The organism is Gemmatimonadaceae bacterium (genome assembly GCA_040882285.1).
Lineage (GTDB): Bacteria > Gemmatimonadota > Gemmatimonadetes > Gemmatimonadales > Gemmatimonadaceae > JACDCY01.
On the sequence record JBBEBQ010000018.1, the window covers coordinates 51,516 to 74,564 of the forward strand.

A 23,049-nucleotide genomic window follows, 5' to 3' on the forward strand; every position below is an offset into this window, starting at 1 on the left:
GCCCGCCGAAACCTGGCGGGCTTTTTTGCGTGCCCAGTCGTCCCTTCTCTTGTCAGGTTTGTGCTTACAGCTCCTTTGGCGCTCTGGCGTCACCAGTGAACCGCACCTAGTGTGTAACTAACAGGAGTGAGCCGGCTTGGTCGATTCGTCTCCAGTGCTTCCGCATTTCCCTTCCGACCGGTACCAGATCGAGCGGCTGATCGGCCGTGGCGGCATGGCCGCCGTGTACCTCGCCCGCGATCGCAAGCACGACCGGGTGGTTGCCGTGAAGGTCCTCGACGCGGAGCTGTCGCGTACCGTTGGCGCGGAGCGTTTTCAGCGGGAAATCGAGATCGTTGCACGGCTGACACACCCGCACATTCTCCCACTGCACGATTCCGGGGAGGCGGGAGGATCTCTCTACTACGTCATGCCGTTCGTGGAGGGCGAGACACTCCGCGAAAGACTCGGCCGCGAGAAGCAACTGCCGGTAGAGGATGCGCTGCGGATCGCCTGCGAGGTGGCTAGCGCCCTGGATTACGCCCACCGCCAGGGAATTCTGCACAGGGACATAAAGCCAGAGAACATCCTGCTGGAAGATGGTCACGCCATCCTCGCCGACTTCGGGATCGCCCGCGCACTCGGCAGCGCCGGCGACCTGCGCATGACCGCAACGGGGATGACGCTGGGCACGCCGGCGTACATGAGTCCCGAGCAGTCCAGCGGGGAGTCGGAGCTCGACGCGCGGTCAGACCTGTACAGCCTAGCGTCCGTCCTGTACGAGATGCTCGCGGGCGAGCCGCCGTTCACCGGCCCCACCGCGCAGACTGTTATCGCCAAACGGCTGGGCAATTCGGCGCCGCGGATCCGAACCGTGCGCGCGGCGGTTCCCGAAGCGCTCGAGCGCGCGCTGCTTCGCGGGCTCGACCGGGTTCCGGCGGACCGCTTTGCGAGCGCGGCGCTCTTCAGAGAAGCGCTGGAGACGTGCGCGCACGAGACCGCTCGGCCGGCTTTCACGCTGTCGCGCGGAACTCGGTTCGCCGCCGCGGCGGTGGTGCTGTTCGCCGTGCTGGCCGCGGGCTGGGCTTTTCGCCCGCGCGGGTCAGCGGACAAGCTCACGACCATCGCGATCCTGCCGCTCGTCAACACGTCCGCCAATCCCGAGCACGCGTATCTGGCGGAAGGATTGACCGACGCCCTCATAACCGACCTGGTAGGAGTGGCCGGCGTGCGCGTGATCTCGCGCATGTCGGTGATGCGGTATGCATCCGGGATGGGGAAGGGGATGTCCGGCGACGCCGCGATGCAAGAGAACATGCCGGGTCCGATGGCCGCGAGCATGTCCGCAATGCCGGCCGGCGGCATGTCATACATGGATCCGACTCCGGCCGGTGGCGGCGGCAAGGACGCGAGCAACGGCAACGGAGGCATGGGCGGCATGGGAGCCCCCAAGACGCTGGCTCAGATCGCACAGGAGCTTGGCGCAGACGTTCTGCTTCAGGGCAACCTCGTTCGCGAGGGTGACACCGTCCGGGTCGTGGCTTCACTGATGCGGGCACCGGCGCTGACACCGATCTGGGAAAGGAGCTATGCGCGGCACGTCCGCGAGCTCTTCGCGTTGCAGCGCGATCTCGTCGCCGCAATCGCCGCCGCCGCGGCACCCGAAGAGAAGCGTGCTGTGCGGACCGGGCCTGCCCGCGAGTACGACCCTGCGGCGCACGAAGCATATCTGAAGGGGGCGTATTATCAGGCGCACTGGCGGCTGCCGCAGGCGGTCGAGTCCTTCGAGCGCGCCGTTCAGCTTGATCCGACCCACGCGATGGCGCAGGCCGGGCTGTCACGCGCCTATTACTTCCTCGCCTTTTTCGGCGAGATCCCGCCGAGCGTTGCCCTGGGCGGAATGCGGCGAGCGGCGACGGCCGCGCTAGCGCAGGATTCACTGGTCGCCGAGGCGCACGCGCAGCTCGCGCTGGTAAAAATGCTGCAGGATTGGGACTGGGACGGTGCCGAGCGAAGCTTCCGGCGCGCTCTCGAGCTGGCCCCGGGTCACGCCCAGATCCGTCACGATTACGCGCACTTCCTTTTGGGCCAGGGCAGGCAGCAGGAGTCGATGGAGCAGACCAGGCAAGCAGTGGCTCTCGACCCCGTCAACCCGATGCTCATTTCCTGTCTCGGCTGGCACAGCCTCTTCGATGCACGTTTCGATGACGCGGCCCGGTACGCGTCCGAGGCGAATGCGATGATGCCCGACCAGTGGGCGCAGGTGGTGCTTGGCTGGGCGCTCATCGGGCAGGGCAAGACGGATTCCGCGCTCGTGGCTTTCAGGGAGGCGAGGCGGTTGAGCGAGAGCGCGTTCACGCTCGCGGCGCTCGGGTATGCGCTTGCCGCCTCCGGGAGGGATGAGGAAGCGCGGCGCACGCTCGACGACCTGCTCGAGCGGGTTGAGAGGGAGTACGTCTCGCCCTACGACATCGCCACCGTATATGCCGGATTGGGTGATGCCGACGGCGCCTTCAAGTGGCTGCGTCGTGCAGTCGAGGAGCGTTCCACGTTCATCGTGCACGTGGGATGGGACTCGCGGTTCGACCGTATTCGCCAGGAGGCGAGGTTCGCTGACCTTACGACGAGGGAAATGCGCCTGCCCGCACCACGATTCGCGTCACTTTCAGCGGCTCAGCGCCGAAGTATGTGAGTTGCTGTAACTGCAGTTTGCTGCCGACGCTTTTTTGCCAGGCGGCGACCTTTTGAAACGGAGTGCAGCCGTGATTCTCGCCTGTCGCCGATCTATCTCCATCACGCTTTTCGCCGTCGCCACGGCCACAGCATGCGCCGATGTGAAAGACGGAGGTAAGCAAGGCAATCAAAACACCCAGGGTATCGACAGCGCGCAGTCGAGTGTCTTCACCGAGCTGGAGGTCCCGGGAGCTACCGCCTCGGTTGCGTCGGGGATCAACTCCGCCGGCGACGTCGTGGGCTGGTATCACGAAGGCGAACGCGTCCGCGGTTTCATCTACAGGCAGGGCGCGTTCACGAGCGTTGACTACCCGGACGTGGTTTTCACGCAGCTCCATGGGATCGGCCCCGACGGTACCATCGTCGGCGCCTATCGCAAGGCAGGCGAGACGCAGCAGTTCATGGGGAAACCCGTTGCATACCACGGCTTCCGGCTGACGCCTTCGGGTGAGTTCGTCGAAGTCAATCACCCCGGTCAGAAGTACACCATCGCGCAGCGGATCCTGGCCGACGGCACGATCCTCGGATGTTATCATGGCGACGATTTCAATGAGAGCATGCGGGGGATCGCGATACGGCCCGGCGGGACTTCCGTAGTCGAGGTGCCGGCCACGATGCACAACGGCGCGACTCCGGACGGCCGTCGGATCGTTGGTTTCGACATGGCGACGAGCCGGGCGTATCTGATCGCTGACGGCGTCTTCACCTATTTTGCCGTACCAGGCAGCGTTGTGACCGAGGCATGGGACATGAATACTTCCGGTACGATCGTCGGCATGTTCGTGGACTCTGGTTCGGTCACGCACGGCTTTGTGTTGCAGGACGGGGATTACGTCAGCGTGGATTATCCAAACGCGAAATCGACCGTCGCGTTCGGAACGAACACGAGCGGCGACATCGTCGGCGCGTTTACGGATGCGAGCGGCGGCAGGCGCGCGTATATCAGAAAAGGCACCAGCGTTCGCGAATAGCCGCGCGGGACGGCGTCGGCATGGGACAAGCGGGGGGCGGGCGCGCAATTATTGACAGCGTTCAGCCGCGGACGTACGATTGGCCCGGCAGAACAGAACCTGGATCCAGCCACGTTTCACGCGGGTGCCCCACGCGCGGCAGCCGCTTTGTGTACGGGTCACCATGACGATCCTTTTTGGAGGCACCATGCCGTTGCGTCGGTTTCTGAGTTGTCTTGCCATCCTGTTCCTGGCCGTGCCATCGCTCGCGGGCGCGCAGGCCACCGGAACGATCAGCGGACGTGTCCGCGACGTGGCTTCGGCCGCTCCACTCACGGGGGTGCAGGTACGAGTCGAGGGCACCGCGCTCGGCACGATGACCCGCGCGGACGGCAGCTACACCATCACCGGCGTTCCGGCCGGGTCGCATTTCCTGAGCGCCCGGAGAATCGGGTACGCTCCCGAGCGCATCCAGGTAACGGTCGGGACGGCGGCGGCCGCCACGGTGGCGCAGGACTTCGCGCTCCGCCCGGTTGTGGCCACGCTCGACCAGGTCGTGGTCACCGCGCTCGGCCAGACCGCCGAGAAGCGGTCGATCGCAACGGCGCAGCAGTCAGTCACGGGAGTTGCCATCGCGGAGACGCAGCGGGACAACTTCGTCAACGCTCTCCAGGGCCGCGTCGCCGGCGTCGAGGTGGTGAACACCTCCGGAGTTCCCGGCGCGTCCTCGTCCATCACCATTCGCGGCGTCAGCTCGATCAGCAGCAGCAACCAGCCGCTGTTCATCATCGACGGCCTGCCGATGGATAACAAGACGCTTCATACGTCGGCCTTCGCTTCTTCCTTCGGAGGGTCGTCGTACTCGTTCGAGAACCGGGGAGTCGACTTCACCAACCGCGCCGCCGACTTGAACTCGGAGGATATCGAGAGCCTCGTGGTTCTGAAGGGACCGGAAGCGGCCGTGCTGTACGGCATCGACGCGGCCAACGGCGCCATCGTCATCACGACCAAGCGCGGCAAGGCGGGCAGGGGCGGGCTGGACTACAGCAACAGCTTCCGGACCGCGACGGTCCGGTCGGCCCCCGAGATCCAGCGGGTGTACGGACCGCAGGAGTCGCTGGGGAGCACGACGTTCCTCTACTGGGGCGCGCCGTATCCGGCCGGAACGCAGTTCTACGACAACATCGACGGCTTCTTCCAGACCGCCACGTCGCAGAAGCACAACGTGACGTTCAGCGGCGCGGCCGCGGACAACAAGATCAACTACCGGCTGTTCACGTCGGCCAGCAACGACAAGGGCGTGGTACCCGGCGACAAGCTCGACCGGATCAACCTGACCGGCGCATCGCAGGCACAGGTGACCAACTGGCTGAACGCGGACCTGACGATGGCGTACACCTACGCCGACAACAACCAGTCGTTCAAGGGAGCCGGCGGTCCGCTGATCGGTCTGCTGGTCTGGCCGCAGACCGACAACGCCTCGGATTACCTCACGCCCGCCGGGAACCGGCGGCGGCTGACGACGCTATCGCAGGGCGCCGAGGTGGACAACCCATACTTCAACGTTTCCAAGAACTTCAACAGATCGAAGAACAACCGCATCATCGCGAACCTCGGACTCACGATCGCGCCGTTCTCCTGGGGTAATCTCAAGACGAACATCGGCACGGACATGTACATCAACGAGGCCGAGATCCTGCGCCACCCCGAGAGCACGTGGGGCTACGCGAACAACGGCATCATTGACGTGGCGAACGACGTCACCCGCAGCAACAACATGCAGACGCTGCTGAACATCCACAGCCGCGAGATAACCAGCTTCCTCTCGATCACGGGCTTACTGGGCAACCAGATCAACGACTACAAGACGGAAACCGACGCCGCGGTCGGGCTGGACTTCCTGGAGCCGAACTTCGTCTCGGTCAACAACACGAACCTCCGGTCGAGCGCCACCAGAATCTCGCAGCGCCGGCTGGTCGGACTGTTCGGCCGGGTCACGCTGGACTTCAACCGGTATCTCTACATCAACTTCGACGGGCGCAACGACTGGACGTCTACGATCCCGCGGGAGCGGAACTCGTTCTTCTATCCGGGCGTGTCCTCGAGCTTCATCTTCTCGGACGCGATTCCCCAGATCGGCCGCTTTATGACCGGCAAGCTCCGGGCGGCCTACGCCGAGGTCGGCAAGGACGCGCGGCCGTACGCCTACCGCCCGTCGCTCGAGTACAAGACGACCGCGTTCGGCGGGTACGGCTACGGCTTCTGGGGCCCGAACCGGAACCTGCGGCCGGAGTTCGCCAGGTCGTACGAGTTCGGCACCGAGCTGGCGTTCATGGACGACCGGCTGGGCATCGACGCGACCTGGTACCGCAAGCAGACGAAGGACCAGATCGTGGACAACATTCGAGGCAGCTACGGCACGGGCTTCGTGCTGTTCAACCTGAACGGAGCCGTGACGAGGAATACGGGTCTGGAGCTGACCGTCCGCGGCACGCCGGTTCTCAGAGACCGCTTCTCCTGGGACGTCATAGCCAACTTCGACCGCTCGCGCGGCAAGGTGCTGGAGCTGCCGTACGAGCTGCCCGAGTCGTACAACTCCGATACGTGGCTGTTCGGCAACGTGCGCAACGGCACCAAGCCGGGACTCTCGACGCGATCCCTGACCGGCACGTTCTATCTTCGCAACAACGCCGGGGACATTCTGATCAGTCCCACTACCGGCCTCCCCCTCCGCTCGTCCGCGTTCATCGACCGAGGGTACGACCGGCAGCCCGATTGGACGATGGGCGTCACCAACACCATCCGGTACAAGCGCGCCTCGCTGAGCTCCCTGGTCGATATCCGTAGGGGTGGCGATGTCTACAATGCCACCGAGCAATTCCTCACCGCGAGAGGGCTGAGCATGCGCACGCTCGACAGGAACGAGCCGCGCGTGGTCGAGGGCGTACTGCAGGACGGTCTGGAGAACAGCGCCAATCCGACGCGCAACACCATCGTGGTGATCCCCGCCGTCAATACCAGCTACTACCTCGCGATCAGCGAGGAGCTGTTCATCGAAAAGGACATCAACTGGGTGCGGCTGAGGGACGTCACCGTTTCCTACGCGCTGCCGGATGGCCGCTTCAAGCGCGCGAGCCTGTTCCTCACGGGCACGGATCTGTTCCTGTGGACCAACTATTCGGGAATGGATCCGATCGTGAACGGCAACACCGCGGCGACCGGTGGTTCAGGCGCCGCCGGCGTCGACTACGGCAACTTCCCCATCCCGCGGAGTTTCCACTTCGGCCTCAAGATGGGGTTCTGAGATGACATTCACACGACTCACCCATAGACCCATGCGCACAGCGCGACTCGTGGCACTTGCAGGGTCCCTGACGCTGTTCGGGGGCTGCCAGGACTTCCTGGACGTCAACACCAACCCCAACGCTCCGGAGACGGTAGCGGCGAATCTGTACCTGCCGCCGATGCTGCACTGGATGGTCTCGAGCACCCAGTGGGACGGGCGCTTCATCTCCCGCTATACGCAGATGCTCAGGGCCAACAGCCACACGAATTGGGACCGGATGGGCTACGACCCGGGCAGCGACAACGGCGGGCAGATCTGGCGCACCGTGTACTGGTCGTACGGCCAGAACCTGATAGACATGATGGAGATCGCCGCCCGGGAGGAGCGCTGGGACGTGCTCGGCGTCGGCTACATCCTGAAGGCGTGGGGCTGGCACGAGGCGACGGCCGTCCATGGCGAGATCATCGTCAAGGAGGCGATCGACCAGACGAAGTTCAGCTTCAACTACGACACGCAGGAGTTCGCGTACCAGGAGGTTCAGCGGTTGCTTGACAGCGCCATCGTCTATCTCGGGCGCACGGACGGAGCGGTGGACGCGACGTACCTCGGCCGCGGCGACAAGATCTACAACGGCGATCGCGTCAAATGGCTGAAGTTCGCGCACGGCCTGATGGCGCTCAGCCTGGGCCACTACACGAACAAGGCGTCGTACGACCCGGCCGCGGTGATCTCGCACGTGGACCAGTCGCTCGCGAGCAACGCGGACAACGCGCTGCTGTCGTATCCGGGCACGGTGAACGACGACCGCAACTTCCAGGGGCGGACCAGAGGCAACTTCGTGAGCGTCCGGCAGACGCAGTTCATGGTCGAGCTGATGGACGGCACGCAGTTCGGCGGAGCGGTCGACCCGCGGATGACGCGGATGCTGTCGCCTTCGCCCGACGGGCAGTATCGGGGCCTCGACCCCAACACCTCCGGGTTCGGCGGCTTCTCCACGACGCAAATTCCGAACAATCCCTACGGCTACCCGGGTAGCGGGGGAGTGGGAGAGCCGGGCAGATATCTGTTCGACGACAAGGCGTCCCACCCGGCCATGACCTACTCGCAGCTCCAGTTCGTCAAGGCGGAAGCGGCGTACCGGGCGGGGGACAGGGCGACCGCCCTGGCGGCGTACATCAACGGAATCTCGTTCCACATCGATTTCGTGAACTCGAAGATCGCCGAAGGCGGGCAGACCGCGGGCGCGATCGGCGCGGCGGAGAAGGCGGCGTTTCTCGCCAATCCGCAGATAGTTCCCACGGCGGCTGGGCTGACCATGACCCACATCATGTCGCAGAAGTTCATCGCCCAGTGGGCGTGGGGTTACGTCGAGGCGTGGATGGACGAGCGCCGGTTCCACTACACGGACATCGATCCGGCAAGTGGCCGGCAGGTTTTCCCGGGATACGCGCCGCCCAACGTCCTGCACGTGCACAACGCGGGCAAGTACGTGTATCGCATCAGGCCGAGATACAACTCGGAATACGTCTGGAACAGGCCGGCCCTCGACGCCATCGGCGGACTGGCCGACGACTATCACACGGTGCCCATGTGGATCATTCAACCATGACCGCGACCATGAACGGATACGGCTCACTCGCGGTGCTGCTTTGCGCCGCCGCGCTGACGGCTTGCGATTACGACAAGAACGCCGTGCAGGACATAACCGCTCCTTCCGTCCCGGAAGCGAGAGTAAAGTTCTTCAACTTCGGCATCAGCACGCCCGCCGTGCTCTTCTACGCGGGCGACACCAAGCTGACGGCGATCAACTTTACGGGCTGCACCAATCCGCCCGCGAGTCAAACCGAGCCCTGCAGCAGCACCGGTAACGAGTCCACCGGCGGAGTCGGCTACGGCGGGGTGGCGGCGGGGGGGCTGTACGCGGGTATCGACCCCGGGCAGCACACGCTGTCGGGCAGGATTACGGCCACGACGGACAAAGGCCTGGCCATCTCGAACGTCACGACGACGCTCGCGGCCGGGATGAAATATTCGTACTACCAGAGCGGCCCCTACAACACCACGACCAAGACGGTCGACGCCTTCGTCGTGGAGGATCCATTCCCCGAGGAGATCGATTGGGTGAACGCGTCCGTGCGCTTCGTGCACGCGGTGTACAACGCGAATCCGATGACCATGTACGCGAAAAATGATGAAACGGGCGTCGAGGTCGCGGTCGGCGGAACCACGGCTTACAAGTCCGGGGGCGCGTTCACGACCCTGCCGCCAGGCATATACGACCTGAGCACCCGGTACGAGGGATCGAGCACCAACGCCATGGCCCGGAACAACGTGTCATTCGCCCTCGGAAGGACCTATACGATCACGGCGAGGGGAAACATCACGGTCACCCCCACCACCACCGGGTGTGCCGCCGCGAACATGACCTGTCTGGACGACACGCTCAACAGGTAGGGTCCGAGGCAGTGCAGCAACGAGAAAAAAATCCCCGGCAACCTCGCCGGGGATTTTTTTGCCTCATCGCACGGCCCGGGCGCCACCGGGGAAGCCCTACCCGATCAGTCCGGCTTGTCGAGAGTCGGCGGCGGCTTTACTTCGAGGGACGGGTCGAGCCCATGCCCCGGTCGCACAGCGTCCCGGCGTGTCGGCGGGCGGCCCGTGAGGCGGCGGAGCAGGGCCGCCCCGATCCCGAGGAGCAGCCCCGCCGCCAGTCCCAGCAGCAGCACGAATCCGAACGCGAGAAACACTCCGACGACCACCAGCAGCACCGTCCCGGCCACGACCGCTCCGAGCTTCCCGCCCATGCTCGAGCGAAACTCGCGGACGTACATCATCGTGCCGGCCGGTTCATGACGCGCATCCTTCTAGAAGCTTAGTCGCGATCCCAGCCGGAGCGAGCGCGGCGGCAGGCGGAGCCGCGGCGCGCCGAACAGCGACGTCGGGTCGTCCGACACCTGATCGTTCACGGTGAGGTTGTTCTCGATAACCGCTGCCGATCCGAGCACGTTGAACCCGTCCGCCGTCAGCGCCCACTCGGCGCGGCCCAGGCGGAAGCTCTTCTCCAGCCGCAGGTCCACGGTCACGCGCGCGCCGTACTTCCTGTCGCCGCGCTCTTCGAGAAAGATTGTCTGCCCCATGGTGCCGTCGAATTCGCCGAAGCGCAGCTCCCTCAAGTCGGAGCCGACGTACCGGAAGCGCGGCGTGATCTCGAATATCGGCGTGACGTGCTCGCCGGTCGAGAACGTGGTGAACGTGCCTGCCATGAAGCCGTACGGCAGCTGCGCGCCCAGCCACAGCTTCGACTCGAGCAACGGCACGTTCGGCAGCCGGCCTTCGAAGTTGATGGACTCGTTGCGGCGCACGCGCGGCCCCGCCGTAAACGACGGAACCCCGGTTCCGAACCCGCTGGCGAAGCTGGTGACGTCGGCGAAGCCCGTTAGCCCGCCAACGTTCCCGACCAAGCGCGACGCCGTCATCGACCAGAAGCCGTTCCAACGCGGCTGCTCCGTCCGCAGCGAGAACGACAGCTGATCCAGGCGCCGGCGCGCGCCAGGGATTGTCGTCAGGACGATGTCAGGGTCGTACGTCAGCCGGCTCGTATCAGCGAACGTATAGCCCGCGGGTGGGGGAGCGAAGGAATTCATGCGGCTTATCAGCGCTGCCCGGAGCGCATCGTTGCGGACCCAAATGATCGGAAGGACGAGCTCACCGGCGTTCTGGTCGAGAACCGGCGTGAAGGTGATGCGATGCCGGACGGAGACGTTGGTGAGCGGGCTGTAGTTCTCCTCGAGGTTCCGGTCCACGAGTCCGGCGATGTCCTTGTTCATCCGGTTGGTGTACAGCAGCTCCGCTTTCCACCGCGGCCCGAGAGTCTTCTCGAGTCCGATGACCCACTGATCCACATATGGCTGGCGGTAGCTCTCGACGCGGCCCGATTCGTTCAGGATCGATTCGACCAGCGTCCCGAACCCCGTAAGCGGGTTGCGCATCGCGTCGCGCTCCGCTTCGGTGAAGACCGTGCGCGGATCCGAGATCGTAGGCCCCTGGAGGTAGAACTGCTGGTTGCTGTACGCGTCCGCTCCCTCCGCTCGATCGAAGAAGAAGGAGCTCATTCCCTGGTGATACCGGCCCCAGTGCGCTTTGAACACGAGCTCGTTCCGGGCGGTGACGTCCCACACAACGCCGAGCCGCGGGTCCACTGCCTGGTCGCGAGCGGCGCGAAAGCGGGGTCCCGCGCTGTCGCTCGGCGTGAGGTAGCCCGCCCATCTTCCATACCGGACGCCGGGAGTGACCGTCAGCCCCGGGCGAATCGTGAGGTAGTCCTGCACGAACAGCGCGGCATCTTCCACGTCCGACTCGAGCCGTATCTCTCCGCCCCATTCACTGGCCAGCTCACCCCACGTGGCCGGGTTGTTCGGATCGAATGCGCCGATCGAGCCGCCGGAATACGGCCGCCAGGTGAGCCCGCCGTTGCGCGTGCGCTGCTGCTTCCACCACCCGCGCGTGTACTCGGCGCCGAGCACCAGCTCGTTCGCGCCCGCGGGGAGGGACTGCCGGGTCTTCCACGTGACGTTGCCGCCCAGGCTCCGCGGCTCCAGCCGGTCGTTGAAAACCGAGTTCTGGTAGCCGGGCTGGCGACCTATGCGAAATACCTGAATCCCGGGAACCTTGTCGCCCGCGTAGCCGAGTCGCGACTCGATCGCGTCGAATCCCGCGATCCGCGCGTCGAATGAGCTTCCAGCAGTCGCGCGCGTGAACGCGAGCGAGTAGAAGTTTGCCGGAGCCGCGTACCTGCGTGCCGCGGTCGGATCGCTGATTCCATTCAGCTCGGCCCGCTCCACGTCTATGTCGGTGCGGCCGTACAACGCGTCGAGACGAACTCCGAGGGCGGGGAGCAGGCTCAGCTTGGCGAGTCCGCGCGCGTCGCTGAACTTCTGCATCGTGCTTCGGAAATCACCGTCCGCCGGCGTCGTGAGATCGGGTACCCGCACGTCGCGGGTGATCGCCTGTCCCGTGAAAAAATAGAACAGCCGGTCGCGCAGCAGCGGTCCGCGCAGCTCGCCGCTGATCTCGCGCCGCATGGTCTGCTCGGCGCCTTCTTCGTTCGACCGGACGTTGCTCGAGCTCAGGCCGGGTGCGATGTAGTTGAAGCGCAGCGCTCCCCGGAAGTCGTTGCTGCCGCTCTTGGTCACGGCGTTGATGATTCCGCCCTGGAAGCCGCCGTACTCGGCGCCGGCGCCGAGCCCGCGGACGATCAGCGACTCGATCCAGTCGATGCTCGGCGTGAGATAATCGCCGCCGAGTCCCGGGTGATTGACGCTCACTCCGTCGAGCTGATAGTTGTTGGCCGCGTCCGCGCCGGCGCCCCACACGAATCCCTTGCGCGCGCCGGGCACGAGCTCCACGAGCGACGCCGCGTCGCGGCCCATCGGGATGAGCTTGACGTCCTCGACCGCGATCTGGCGCGTCATCTCGGTCGTGGTCGCATCGATGGCCGTCGGGCTGGCGACGACGCGCACGGTGGAGAGCTGCGTCGGGGAGCGGGTCAGCGTAACGCGGATTTGCGCCGTCTGTCCGGCGACGACGCGCAGCAGCGGCAGCTCGGCCTCGCGGAATCCGATTCGGCGCGCGCTGACGCGATACAGCCCGGGCTCGATCGTGCCGACGCGGAATCTTCCCTCGGAGTCGCTGGTGACGGCGTACGTCGCGGTGCCGTCGGTCTGTGTCAGTCGAACGGTGGACTCGCCCAGCGGCGCGCCCTCTTCAGAGACTACTACACCGATGAGCGCACCGGTGTTGACTCTCTCCTGCGCGGCGAGCGTTAGCGGGGCACAGGCGGCGGCGATGAGAAACAGGAACCGCGAAGACCAGCGTGCCTGACGAGGCATGTATTCCATGCGTGTCCGGGTGAATGGTGGATCCGGCCGAACCGCCCGATCATCGATCTGTCGGCGCTATGCGAGCGTGGCGCGCAGCTTGGCCAGGTGGTGGAAGCTGTGGCGCAGCGCGTGGTCCTCGATGAAGAACTGCGTCGTCAGCGGAGCGTCGTGGTTCAGCGACACCGGCGCCGCTTTGTCCAGCTGGGCGTCGCTCAGCGCGCGTACCGCGTCGGCGGCCGCCTTGCTGTTTTTGCGAAGCAGCTCCACGGTATCGCGCTTGCCGGCGTTGGCGTTCTCGCCCGCGTGCTTGGCGTTCACGTCCGCCACCGCGGCCCACGTCACGCCGACGATCGGCTTGCCGGAGGCGAGCGTCCGCGCCAGGTCGATCTCGAGTGGGTAGATGCTGGCGACGTGATTGATGATCACGCCCGCGGTTCTGCCGTCAGGCGGAATCGTTCTCCGCCATTGGTCGTCGGACAATCCTTCAGCGAAGGCGGCGAGTGCCGCGGCACCCTGCTCGATACGATCGGCTAGCGCGTCGGCGCGTTGTCCCATTGATGATCCCTGAGTTATGGTGGCGTAAGCTGCGAAACGATCCGGTCATATTGCGATGCGGGCGCGAAATGGCGCAAGCCGTCCGGGCCGCTTGCACGGCCCGCCCGTGCATGCTCAACGCCAGGGAATCTGCGGCGACCTGTAGAAGTTGACTCCGAGCGCCGACAATCGCGGCCCGTGCGCCGCGAGGCGCGCGCGAAAATCCTCCCAGGTGCGTCGCTGCTGCGGCGACCAGCCGAGCTCGGCCACGGCGACGAGGCGGGGGAAAGCCATGTACTGGTAGTCGGCGAGGGTCACGACGGTCTCGGCCCACAGCGGCGCTTCGATGCCTACGATCGCGCTCTCAGGGATTCCGGCGACGAGCCGCGCGGGATCCCAGTCGTAGGAAGTGCGCACATCCACATACCCGGCCCACTTCAAGCCGAGAGCAGTGGACGAGTCGTACTTCATGTCCAGATAAACCTTCTGGGCCGGGGAGAAAATGAAGCGCGCGCCCTGGGCGATCGCCTCGCGCGCGGGCGCATTGGGCCGCCAGTATTGCACGACCGTCGTGGGAGCGAGCTTCGCCTCTCCGATCTCGTCCCAGCCGATCATCACCTTGCCGTGCGACTGCACGATGGACTGCACGCGGTCGATGAAGCCCCCGTACTCCTGCGCGGTCAGTGTCTTGACCTCGTCGCCGCCGATGTGGAACCAGCGGCCGGGTGTGAGCGCGCTGATCTCGCGGATCACGTCGTCGACGAACTTGTAGGTGATGTCCTTCGTCACGCACAGCGAGCTGAATCCCACGCGCGTACCGGTGTACAGCTCCCGCGCGCGGCCGTCGCAGTTGAGCTCCGCGTACGACGCGAGGGCGGCGTTGATGTGCCCGGGCATGTCGATCTCGGGCACGATCGTGATGAATCGCCGGCGCGCGTATTCCACGAGATCCGAGTACTCGGCCTGCGTGTAGAAGCCGCCCGCGCCCCCGCCGACGGCCGTGCTCCCGCCGTGCAGCGCGAGATTCGGCCACGACTTGATCTCGATCCGCCAGCCCTGATCGTCGGCCAGGTGCAGGTGGAGGCGGTTGAGCTTGTACAGCGCCATCACGTCGATGAAGCGCTTCACATCCGCGGGCTTCAGGAAATGGCGCGACACGTCCAGCATGGCGCCGCGCCACTCGAAGCGCGGCCGGTCGATTATGTCACCGGCAGCGACGGCGAACCGTTGCGGGGCCTGCCCGCGCTCGACTTCGACCGGCAGGAGCTGCCGCAGCGTCTGAATTGCGTAGAACAGTCCGGCTGGTCGCGCTGCCGCTGCCGTGATACGGTCGGGGGCGATGGTGAGACGGTAGCCTTCCGCGCCGAGGGAGTCGAGCGACGCATCGATGAGGAGATTGATGCCTGGGGCGGCCGGTCCTGATTGCAGAGGCGAGACCGGGCGGGATTGTCCCGGCCCGACCGGGATGAGGCGGGCCAGGTCATTGGCCAGTCGGAGGGCTTCCGCGTCCGCCGGGCCGACGTGAATGCGCGTCGAGCCCGATATGACGAATGGCCGCTCACCCGCCAAGCCGCCCGCGGCGGGAGCCGGGAGCAGCGCGACCTCCGAGGGGGCCGGCACCGGCGGCCCCTGGACAGGAGCTGCTGGGGGCTCTTCCGCGTGCATGGCCGGAGGGCCGGAGCAGCCGACCGCGCCCACTCCCGCCAGGAGAAATGCAGCTCCCGCCAACGCCCTGCCGTCTCGGAGCGTAAAATTCATGATCTCATTCCACCGTTTCACGTGAACCCACACCTCACACTCATGCGATACAAGATCCTGTCCTTGGCACCAGCACTTCTGCTCGCCGCCTGTGCCCGGTCGACGACGCCTCCCGCGGCACCCTCACCAGCCGGCGCCGGACCACGCGCCGCCGCTACTCCCGGCGACTCCGCCACGGGCGGACGCGCCGCGGCGAGCACGCCGAGCCCGCGTCCCTACAACAGGGTTATTACCCCGGAAGCTATCACCCGGCGCGGCATGTTCGCCGTACATAGGGTAGGCGACAAGCTCTTTTTCGAAATCCCGCGGAAGGAGCTGTACAAGGACATGCTCATCGTGGGCCGGTACGCCCGCGCCGCGGCGAGGGATCCCCTGACCCCGGGCGGCGGCTTCGGCTCTTACGTCGGGGACCAGTTCGGGGAGCGTACGCTGCGCTGGGACCGGAGCGGGAACAGGATCATCCTGCGGTCGCCGTCGTTCACGATCACGGCGGACACCGGCCTCTCCGTGTACCGCGCGGTCGAAGCATCCAACTATCCGCCGATCATCGCGGTGTTCAACGTGGAGTCGTGGGGCCCGGACAGCGCCGCCGTGATCGACGTCACCCGGCTTTTCACCACGGCCATTCCTGAGGTCGCGGCGATCCGCGGCAGCATCGACGCGCAGCGCTCGTTCGTTGAGCGCGCGATCGCGTTCCCGGACAATGTGGAGATCGAGGCTACCCAGACGGGAACTCCGACGCCCCCGTCCGGCATTGCCGCCCCTGGTGGTGGCGGGTCCAGCGCGCCGCGCGAGGCGCAGAGCGTGCTCGCCCACTGGAGCCTGGTACGGCTTCCCGAGCAGCCGATGATGCCGCGGCGCTTCGACGAGCGGGTCGGGTTCTTCTCCATCCGACAGGTCGACTTCGGCACGCCCGAGCATCGCTCGGCCGTGCGCCGTTACATCACGCGCTACCGGCTGGAATGCTCGGAGCGCAGGGAAGGAGATCTCTGCTACCCGAAGAAGCCGATCACGTATTACGTGGATCCGGCGACACCCGAGGTGTGGAAGCCGTTCGTTCGCGCCGGCATAGTCGAGTGGCAGTCGGCGTACGAGGCGGCCGGCTTCAAGGATGGAATCGTCGCCGGGGAAGTGCCGGCCAACGACCCGGATTGGTCGCCCGAGGATGTCCGTCACACCATGATCCGCTGGCTGCCGTCCACGGTCGAGAACGCCGTCGGACCGCACGTGCACGATCCGCGCACAGGGGAGATCCTGAACGGCTCGGTGCGGATGTTCCACAACATTCTCAACCTGCAGCGCGCCTGGTACTTCACGCAGGCGTCGCCGCTCGACCCTCGCGCACGCCGGCTGCCGTTTCCGGACTCGCTGATGGGCCGGCTGCTGCAGTTCGTGGTCGCGCACGAGATCGGTCATACGATCGGACTGCAGCACGACCAGATCGGCAGCTCGACGTATCCGGCCGACAGCGTTCGCAGCCGCACGTGGACCGCGCGCATGGGACACAGCCCGAGCATCATGGATTACTCGCGGTTCAACTACGTGGCGCAGCCGGAGGACAGCATCGCGCTCAAGGATCTGATTCCGCGCGTGGGGCCGTACGACGAGTACGCGATCATGTGGGGCTACAAGCCGATCCCGGGCGTCAGGACTCCGGACCAGGAGCTGCCGGTGCTGGACCAGTGGGCCCGGATGCAGGACACGATTCCGTGGTACCGGTTCGCGGCTTCGAACGCGTTCGGCTCGACGGGGACCCAGAGCGAGGCGGTGGGTGACGCGGATCCGGTGAAGTCCACGGCGCTCGGCTTCCGTAACATCGAGCGCGTGGTCGGCTACATCGCGGCGGCGGCGATACGTCCAGGCGAGGACAACAGCGACCTGCGCGAGCTGTACGACAGGACGGTGGGGCAGTGGGCCAACGAAGCCAACCACGTCGCGACGCTCGTCGGCGGCGGGACGGTGCAGCACAAGTCCGGCAGCCAGCCGGGTCCGGTGTACACGCCGGTGAGTCGCGCGCGGCAGGTCGAAGCCGTCCGCTTCATCAATCAGAACGTCTTCCGCACGCCCACGTATCTGATCCGCCCGGAGATCGCGGCCCGCATCGAGGCGTACGGGATGATCCGACGGATCAACAACGCGCAGGCGCGCGTGCTGAGGAACCTGCTCGACGACGGCAGGCTCAACCGGCTGCTCGAGCAGGAGGCGCTGGCCGACAGCCCGTCGGAGACGTATCTGCTGTCGCGCATGCTGGACGATCTGCGGCGCGGACTGTGGTCCGAGCTGTTCACCGCGCGGCCCGTGATCGACGCGTACCGCCGGGAATTACAGATGGATTATCTCAACGAGATAGACGAGAAGATCAATGTTCCCGCGACCACGAGAGTTGTCACGCCACCGCCGGGCTTCACTCCGTCGGCGCCGCTGTCCGATGACGCCAGGTCCCAGCTGCGCGGCGAGCTGGTGACGCTGCGGGGCGAGGTGCAGCGCGCGATCCCGAGGGCTGGTGACAGGTCGACACAGCTGCACCTGCAGGGAGCGCTGTACAGAATAGGAGCGATACTCGATCCGAAGAAATAACTATAGAGCAGTTATCAGTAAGGGAGCGCAGGCGTTGTGCGTTTCCTGTTTTTGCGTAGTCCGTTTGACCGTTACTACGGCCTAACGGGACGACGGAACGACGGGAAACGCACAGCGCTCGCTGTTTCATCGGCGAACGTGGCTGAGAAAAAAACTGGGGCGGCAGGATTCGAACCTGCAACTTCCTGATTAACAGTCAGGCGGTCTGCCAGTTGACCTACACCCCATCAAAAACGGTGACTAGTGGCTAGTGACTAGTGACTGGTGAAAAAGAAAAAAGCCCGCCGGATCGAGTCTGGCGGGCGCAGCAACGCAGTTGGAACACACGCGCGCGAGCTAGCCAGACCTCCCGGAGAGGAAATTGTGGCAATTCGACGGCAGGTAATTCAGCGCGAGCTTCATGATTGCAAGGTGAGGCGGGCGGGGGAGGATGTCAAGCAGGAGAAGAACAGTTATGCCGGAGGAGTCGGGCATCGTCGCGGAAGGTAGGCTCCAGGAATATTCCGTCTGGAATATCCCTGGAGCCATTCCCGTCGGTCAGTAGGCCTGGTCCCAGTTGGCCGACAACCTGCTGGCCGAATCGATGATCCCCACCATGCTGTAGGTCTGCACGAAGTTCCCCCACTGCTCGCACGTCCCGGGGTCTATGTCCTCCGCCAGGAGGCCGTGCCGGTTTCGGCAGGTGAGCAGGTGCTCGAACAGAACCCGCGCCTCCTCCCGCTCGCCGATGGCCGCCAGCGCGTTGATGTACCAGAAGGTGCACACGACAAACGCGTTCGTGGGCGTGCCGAAGTCGTCCGGCTCGGTGTAGCGGAAGATCATCTGTCCGCGGCGCAGCTCGCGCTCGATTGCGCGCACGGTCCCCACGAACCGCGGATCGTCGGGGCTCACGAAGCCGACCTCGTGCAGCCGCAGCAGGCTGGCGTCGAGCGTGGAGCCGTCCATCGTCGCGACGAAACTGTTGAGCTCCGCGTTCCACGAGCGGCGGGATATCACGGCGTGAATCCGGTCGGCGTGGGCGCGCCAGTACGCGGCCTTTTCCGGCAGCTCCAGATGCGCGGCGATTCGAGCGAGCCGGTCGCAGCCGGCCCAGCACATGACGCTGGAGAAAGTGTGCACGTGATTCGACCCGCGCAGCTCCCATATGCCCGCATCCGGCTGATCGAACAGCTTCGCCGCCTGCTCGCCCAGGTACTCGAGACGGGGGAACAGGGAATCGTCTTCCCGCCGCACGAGGCGGTGATCGAAGAACACGTGCGGCGCGGCCAGTATGGCCGAGCCGTACACGTCGTGCTGCACCTGCCTGTGCGCGTCGTTGCCGATTCGCACGGGGCCGATTCCGCGGTACCCGGGGAGCGCTTGCGCGACGTGCTCGCCGGGGACCGGGCGGCCGGTGATCCCGTACATGGGCTTGAGGGGCTCGTCACCGACGTCCGCCACGATGTTCAGGATATAGCCAAGGTATCGCTCCATCGTGCGCGTAGCGCCCAGGCGGTTGAGCGCGTTGACCACGAAGTACGCGTCGCGAATCCAGCAGTACCTGTAGTCCCAGTTGCGGGTGGTGCCCGGCGCTTCCGGGATCGAAGTCGTCACGGCCGCGATGATCGCGCCGGTGTCCTCGACCACGTTCAGCTTGAGGCTGATCGCGGCGCGAATAACCTCCTCCTGCCACTCGAACGGGATGGCCAGGGAGCGAACCCACTTTCTCCAGTGCGACAGCGTCTCCTCGAACATGTGCCGGCCGAGCGACGCGACGGAGCCCATGATCGTCTCGTCGGGTCCGAGGACGAGCGTGTGGGTGTCCTCGACGAAGAACGTGTTCTCCTCGATGACCGCGGAGATCGGGAGCGTCGTCGTGAGCCGCAGCACCGCCTCGCCGCCGTAGTACCGGACGTGGTGGCTGCCGACTGTGGTAGCCAACCGCTCTCCGCCGTAGTTCTTCATCGGCCTCAGCCGCACTCTCGCCCGGGGCGATCCGCTCACGCGCTTGATCTGTCGCACCAGCATCATCGGGCAGAACATCCGCTCGTACTGATCGAAGCGCGGCGCGAAGTCGGTAACCTCGATGCAGCCGTCGCTCGCGTCGAACAGGCGGGTCACCAGTATGGCGGAGTTGGCGAGATACTCCTGCTCGGCGCGCGTCTGGTCCGCGAGCTCGATGGCGAATATCCCCTGCGGGTCCTCTTCCGCTCCGCGCAACAGGGAGCAGAACGCCGGGTCCCCGTCGAACCGGGGAAAACAGCACCAGCAGATGGTCCCAGCCGGGTCGACGAGCGCGCCGATCGTGCCGTTGCCTATGAGCGCCAGGTCGAGCGTGCTCATCTGGTGTCCAGCCACCGGCGGACGGCCCGGACGTCCTTCAGCCTGAAGCGGGCGCCGGTCTTTCCGGGGCCGACCTTGATGGAGATTCCGTTCGCCTCGTTGACGACGGCGAACGCGTACTCGTCGGTCGCGTCGTCGCCGAGGAACACCGGCGTCCGCCCGCGAAACGGCGGCTCGCGCATGAACTCCTGCACCGCGACGCCCTTGTCCTTGCCGGCGGGCTTGAGCTCCACGACGCGCTTGCCTTCCTGCAGCACGTACTCGGGCCCCAGCTCCGCGCACAGCCTGCGCATCAACGTGTGGACGTGGCCCGCGAGCTCGGGAACGGCGCGGTAGTGCAGCGCCAGCGAGAGGCCCTTCTGCTCGAGCAGGAGGCCGGAGTATTTCCTCACCTCCCGCTCGAGCCTGCCGGCCGCGCGCTCCAGCCCGTTCGACTGCTCTTCGTGGGCAGTGACGCGGCCCGTCGCGTCCCGCCTTTCCAGCCCGTGCTGGCCCGCCATGGGCAGGCAGGGCTCGCTGATGAGACTGCCGATGTCGCTGATCGATCGTCCGCTGATGAGCGCGACGGCTCCGCCGGCGAACTCGCTCAGCTCCGTGAGCAGCGTCTGCACCTCCTCGTCGAGACGCACGTCCGCGGGGGACGGGGCGATGTCCAGGAGCGTGCCGTCGAGGTCGACGAAATAGGCCCAGTCGGCGCGCGGCGCGGGCGCCGTGTCGTCAGCCTTCATCAGCGTTCATCGCCGGGATCGAGCGGCTGTGGTCCCGGCGCTCGATGCGATCCGCCTTCTGCGTGTCCAACAGCCGCACGCGGCGCCGTATCGTCGCGGCGTCCATGAGCATCCTCCCGGCCCAGCGGAACACGTTGAACTCCTGCACGAGTCCGCGCATGAGCTGCATGCGCGCCCGCTGCATGCTGGGCGTCATCGTCAGCGCCGCGTGGAGCGCCGCCGCGCACTGGTCCGCGTCGTACGGATTCACTATCAGCGCCTCGGGCAGCTCCCGCGACGCGCCGGTGAACTGGCTGAGCACGAGCACTCCCCCGAGGTCGTCGCGGGAGGCCACGAACTCCTTCGCCACCAGGTTCATTCCGTCGTGCAGACTGCTCACGAAGCAAACGTCGGCCGCGCGGTAATGCTCGAAGACGCTGTCCGGCTCGTGATGCTCCACCGCGAGCACGATCGCGGGAGCCCCGCCCCCGAACTTGATGTTGATCGAGGCGGCCATCTCGCGGACGCGCGCGTCGTACTCCCGGTAGTGCCCGATCTTCGCGCGGGTCGGCGCCGCGATCTGCAGAAACGTGAACTTGCCCACCCAGTGAGGGTGCAGCTCGAACAGCCGCTCGACCGCGCGGAACCGCTCCTCGATGCCCTTCGTGTAATCGAGCCGGTCGATTCCGATCCCGAGCAGCTGGTTCTCCGGCAGTCCGTGGCGCGCGCGCACCGCCGTGCGGCACTCCGGCACCGGCTTGCCGAGCAGCCCCGCGGGCGGCGGCCACGCCACGGAGATCGGATACCGCCTGACGGCCGTCGTCTTTCCCTTGTAGGAGACGCTGAACGTCTCGCGGTCAGCGCGCGCCTCGAGCACCCGGTCGACCGTGTCGACGAAGTTGTTACAATGGAACTGCGTGTGGAAGCCGAGGATGCTGCTGCCGAGCAGGCCGTCCAGCAGCTCCATGCGCCAGGGGCAGATCGCGAAGGCTTCCGGATTCGGCCAGGGGATGTGCCAGAACGTGATGATGGTAGCCGCCGGCAGTCTCCGCCGGATCATTCGCGGCAGCAGAGCGAAGTGATAGTCCTGGATCAGCACGATCGGATCGGGCGACTTCGCTTCGTCGGCGACGGCGTCGGCGAACCTCTCGTTCACGATCTGATACTGCCGCCAATCGTCCGCGCGGAACGTGGGGCGCACGTGCGAGATGTGGCACAGCGGCCATAATCCCTCGTTCGCGAAGCCGTAGTAGTAGCCATCCTCCTCTTTCTTCGACAGCCACACGCGGCGCAGCTGGTACTCGGGACGATCCAGCGGCACGCCGATGCGGTCGCGGCTGTCCACGACTTCATGGTCGGCGGTGCCGCTGCCGTGCGCGATCCAGGTTCCCGAGCACGCGCGCATTATCGGCTCGATCGCGGTGACCACGCCGCTCGCGGGACGCTGCACCACGATCGAATCTCCTTTCCGTACGTGGATGTACGGCTCGCGGTTCGACACCACGATGATGTCCTGGCCATGCAGCTCCCGATCGAGAATTCCGCGCAGGGTCTCCGGCGTCCATGCCAGCTGCTCGGCGTCCCGCAGCTGATGCTCGGCCTCCAGGTCGCGGATCAGCGCGCGAAGATCGTCCGCGATGGGCCGGAGCTCCGCGCTCTCGTTGTCCGTGGCCGGACGCAGCAGCCCCTCACCGCGCATCAGCGCCCGCAGGCCCTGGATCCAGCCGCGCCAGCTCAGCTGCGCGATCACGACGGTCACGATGGAGACGAGCACGCCCAGGCCGACGAAGAAGTAGAACAGGTAGCGCTTGGTCTCCTCGCTCCGCCGCGTGATGTAGGCCATGTCCTGCACGATCACGACGCGGGCGGCCACGGCGGATCCGTCGGCCGTGAGCGGTCGAACCGAGACCAGGAGCGGCCCCTGCTCAGCCTGGACGATGCGTCGCGCGGGAGTCGCCAGTCCTTCCAGGTTCGCGCAGTTGATCTCGCTCGGAAGCGGCCCGGTGGTCACTGGCGCGGAGCTCGGCGCCGCGCAGAGAGCCATGGCGTACAGCCGCTCGTCCTGCGTGATCCGCGTGAAGAACTGGCGGATTCTCACCGAGTCTTCCAGGGCGACCAGGGTGGCGACCGGCTCGTCGATCGTGTTCGCGATCAGGGTCGCGCGGATGTCCATATCGTTCATGAACCAGCGGAGCGTCAGGCGGTCCGCGAGCGGCATGACGAGATAGGCGAGCGCCGCCACCGTGAGCAGGAGCGGTATTACGAACCGGAGGGATAGTCTCACGAGGGTTCCCTACGTCTGCAAAGATCCCGCCGTAACGCGG

At 65.9% G+C, this 23,049-nt stretch carries 13 protein-coding genes and 1 tRNA gene; 6 read left to right on the forward strand and 8 right to left on the reverse strand.

Going from position 1 to position 23,049, the window contains the following annotated elements; translation table 11 throughout:
* Positions 1 to 154: 154 nt before the first annotated feature.
* The 5 genes from WEA80_09465 to WEA80_09485 all read left to right on the forward strand — a co-directional run bounded on the left by WEA80_09465 (position 155) and on the right by WEA80_09485 (position 9,402).
* The gene (locus WEA80_09465) at positions 155 to 2,671 is read left to right on the forward strand and encodes a protein kinase (GenBank protein ID MEX1186804.1); all 2,517 of its coding nucleotides are present in this window, start codon (positions 155 to 157) and stop codon (positions 2,669 to 2,671) included.
* A gap of 34 nt (positions 2,672 to 2,705) precedes the next feature.
* Complete coding sequence (locus tag WEA80_09470) at positions 2,706 to 3,683, forward strand: hypothetical protein (protein ID MEX1186805.1); 978 nt, start codon at positions 2,706 to 2,708, stop codon at positions 3,681 to 3,683.
* A gap of 187 nt (positions 3,684 to 3,870) precedes the next feature.
* A complete protein-coding gene (locus WEA80_09475; GenBank protein ID MEX1186806.1) occupies positions 3,871 to 6,966 on the forward strand; it encodes a SusC/RagA family TonB-linked outer membrane protein in 3,096 nt (1,031 codons plus the stop codon).
* A gap of 31 nt (positions 6,967 to 6,997) precedes the next feature.
* On the forward strand, positions 6,998 to 8,557 hold the full coding sequence (locus WEA80_09480) for a SusD/RagB family nutrient-binding outer membrane lipoprotein (GenBank protein ID MEX1186807.1): 1,560 nt from the start codon (positions 6,998 to 7,000) through the stop codon (positions 8,555 to 8,557).
* Complete coding sequence (locus WEA80_09485) at positions 8,554 to 9,402, forward strand: hypothetical protein (protein MEX1186808.1); 849 nt, start codon at positions 8,554 to 8,556, stop codon at positions 9,400 to 9,402. The genes WEA80_09480 and WEA80_09485 overlap by 4 nt, the downstream gene beginning before the upstream one ends.
* 104 nt (positions 9,403 to 9,506) lie before the next feature.
* On the opposite strand, the gene WEA80_09490 is transcribed toward WEA80_09485, so the two are convergent.
* The 4 genes from WEA80_09490 to WEA80_09505 form a co-directional block, all read right to left on the reverse strand.
* Positions 9,507 to 9,782, reverse strand: coding sequence for a hypothetical protein (locus WEA80_09490; GenBank protein ID MEX1186809.1), 276 nt, complete (start codon positions 9,780 to 9,782; stop codon positions 9,507 to 9,509).
* A gap of 30 nt (positions 9,783 to 9,812) precedes the next feature.
* Complete coding sequence (locus WEA80_09495) at positions 9,813 to 12,836, reverse strand: TonB-dependent receptor (GenBank protein MEX1186810.1); 3,024 nt, start codon at positions 12,834 to 12,836, stop codon at positions 9,813 to 9,815.
* A gap of 66 nt (positions 12,837 to 12,902) precedes the next feature.
* Positions 12,903 to 13,382: a DinB family protein gene (locus WEA80_09500; protein MEX1186811.1), complete on the reverse strand. Its 480-nt coding sequence runs from the start codon at positions 13,380 to 13,382 to the stop codon at positions 12,903 to 12,905.
* Positions 13,383 to 13,496: 114 nt separating this feature from the next.
* Positions 13,497 to 15,119: a family 20 glycosylhydrolase gene (locus tag WEA80_09505; protein MEX1186812.1), complete on the reverse strand. Its 1,623-nt coding sequence runs from the start codon at positions 15,117 to 15,119 to the stop codon at positions 13,497 to 13,499.
* 42 nt (positions 15,120 to 15,161) lie between these two features.
* On the opposite strand from WEA80_09505, the gene WEA80_09510 reads away from it, so the two are divergent.
* Complete coding sequence (locus WEA80_09510) at positions 15,162 to 17,696, forward strand: zinc-dependent metalloprotease (GenBank protein MEX1186813.1); 2,535 nt, start codon at positions 15,162 to 15,164, stop codon at positions 17,694 to 17,696.
* A gap of 154 nt (positions 17,697 to 17,850) precedes the next feature.
* On the opposite strand, the gene WEA80_09515 is transcribed toward WEA80_09510, so the two are convergent.
* The 4 genes from WEA80_09515 to WEA80_09530 form a co-directional block, all read right to left on the reverse strand.
* Positions 17,851 to 17,923 (reverse strand) — tRNA-Asn (locus tag WEA80_09515).
* Between the two features lie 310 nt (positions 17,924 to 18,233).
* Complete coding sequence (locus tag WEA80_09520; GenBank protein ID MEX1186814.1) at positions 18,234 to 20,018, reverse strand: glycoside hydrolase family 15 protein; 1,785 nt, start codon at positions 20,016 to 20,018, stop codon at positions 18,234 to 18,236.
* Positions 20,015 to 20,746, reverse strand: a complete 732-nt coding sequence (gene otsB / locus WEA80_09525) for a trehalose-phosphatase (protein MEX1186815.1) — start codon at positions 20,744 to 20,746, stop codon at positions 20,015 to 20,017. The genes WEA80_09520 and otsB overlap by 4 nt, the downstream gene beginning before the upstream one ends.
* Positions 20,736 to 23,009, reverse strand: a complete 2,274-nt coding sequence (locus WEA80_09530) for a trehalose-6-phosphate synthase (GenBank protein ID MEX1186816.1) — start codon at positions 23,007 to 23,009, stop codon at positions 20,736 to 20,738. The genes otsB and WEA80_09530 overlap by 11 nt, the downstream gene beginning before the upstream one ends.
* Positions 23,010 to 23,049: the final 40 nt, after the last annotated feature.

Excerpts from the sequence above, each read along its gene's own strand:
- WEA80_09475 (MEX1186806.1), top strand. The coding sequence starts at position 3,871 with ATGCCGTTGCGTCGGTTTCTGAGTTGTCTTGCCATCCTGTTCCTGGCC.
- WEA80_09480 (MEX1186807.1), top strand. The coding sequence starts at position 6,998 with ATGCGCACAGCGCGACTCGTGGCACTTGCAGGGTCCCTGACGCTGTTC.
- WEA80_09485 (MEX1186808.1), top strand. The coding sequence starts at position 8,554 with ATGACCGCGACCATGAACGGATACGGCTCACTCGCGGTGCTGCTTTGC.
- WEA80_09490 (MEX1186809.1), bottom strand. The coding sequence starts at position 9,782 with ATGATGTACGTCCGCGAGTTTCGCTCGAGCATGGGCGGGAAGCTCGGA.
- WEA80_09495 (MEX1186810.1), bottom strand. The coding sequence starts at position 12,836 with ATGCCTCGTCAGGCACGCTGGTCTTCGCGGTTCCTGTTTCTCATCGCC.
- WEA80_09500 (MEX1186811.1), bottom strand. The coding sequence starts at position 13,382 with ATGGGACAACGCGCCGACGCGCTAGCCGATCGTATCGAGCAGGGTGCC.
- WEA80_09505 (MEX1186812.1), bottom strand. The coding sequence starts at position 15,119 with ATGAATTTTACGCTCCGAGACGGCAGGGCGTTGGCGGGAGCTGCATTT.
- WEA80_09510 (MEX1186813.1), top strand. The coding sequence starts at position 15,162 with ATGCGATACAAGATCCTGTCCTTGGCACCAGCACTTCTGCTCGCCGCC.
- WEA80_09520 (MEX1186814.1), bottom strand. The coding sequence starts at position 20,018 with ATGAGCACGCTCGACCTGGCGCTCATAGGCAACGGCACGATCGGCGCG.
- otsB (MEX1186815.1), bottom strand. The coding sequence starts at position 20,746 with ATGAAGGCTGACGACACGGCGCCCGCGCCGCGCGCCGACTGGGCCTAT.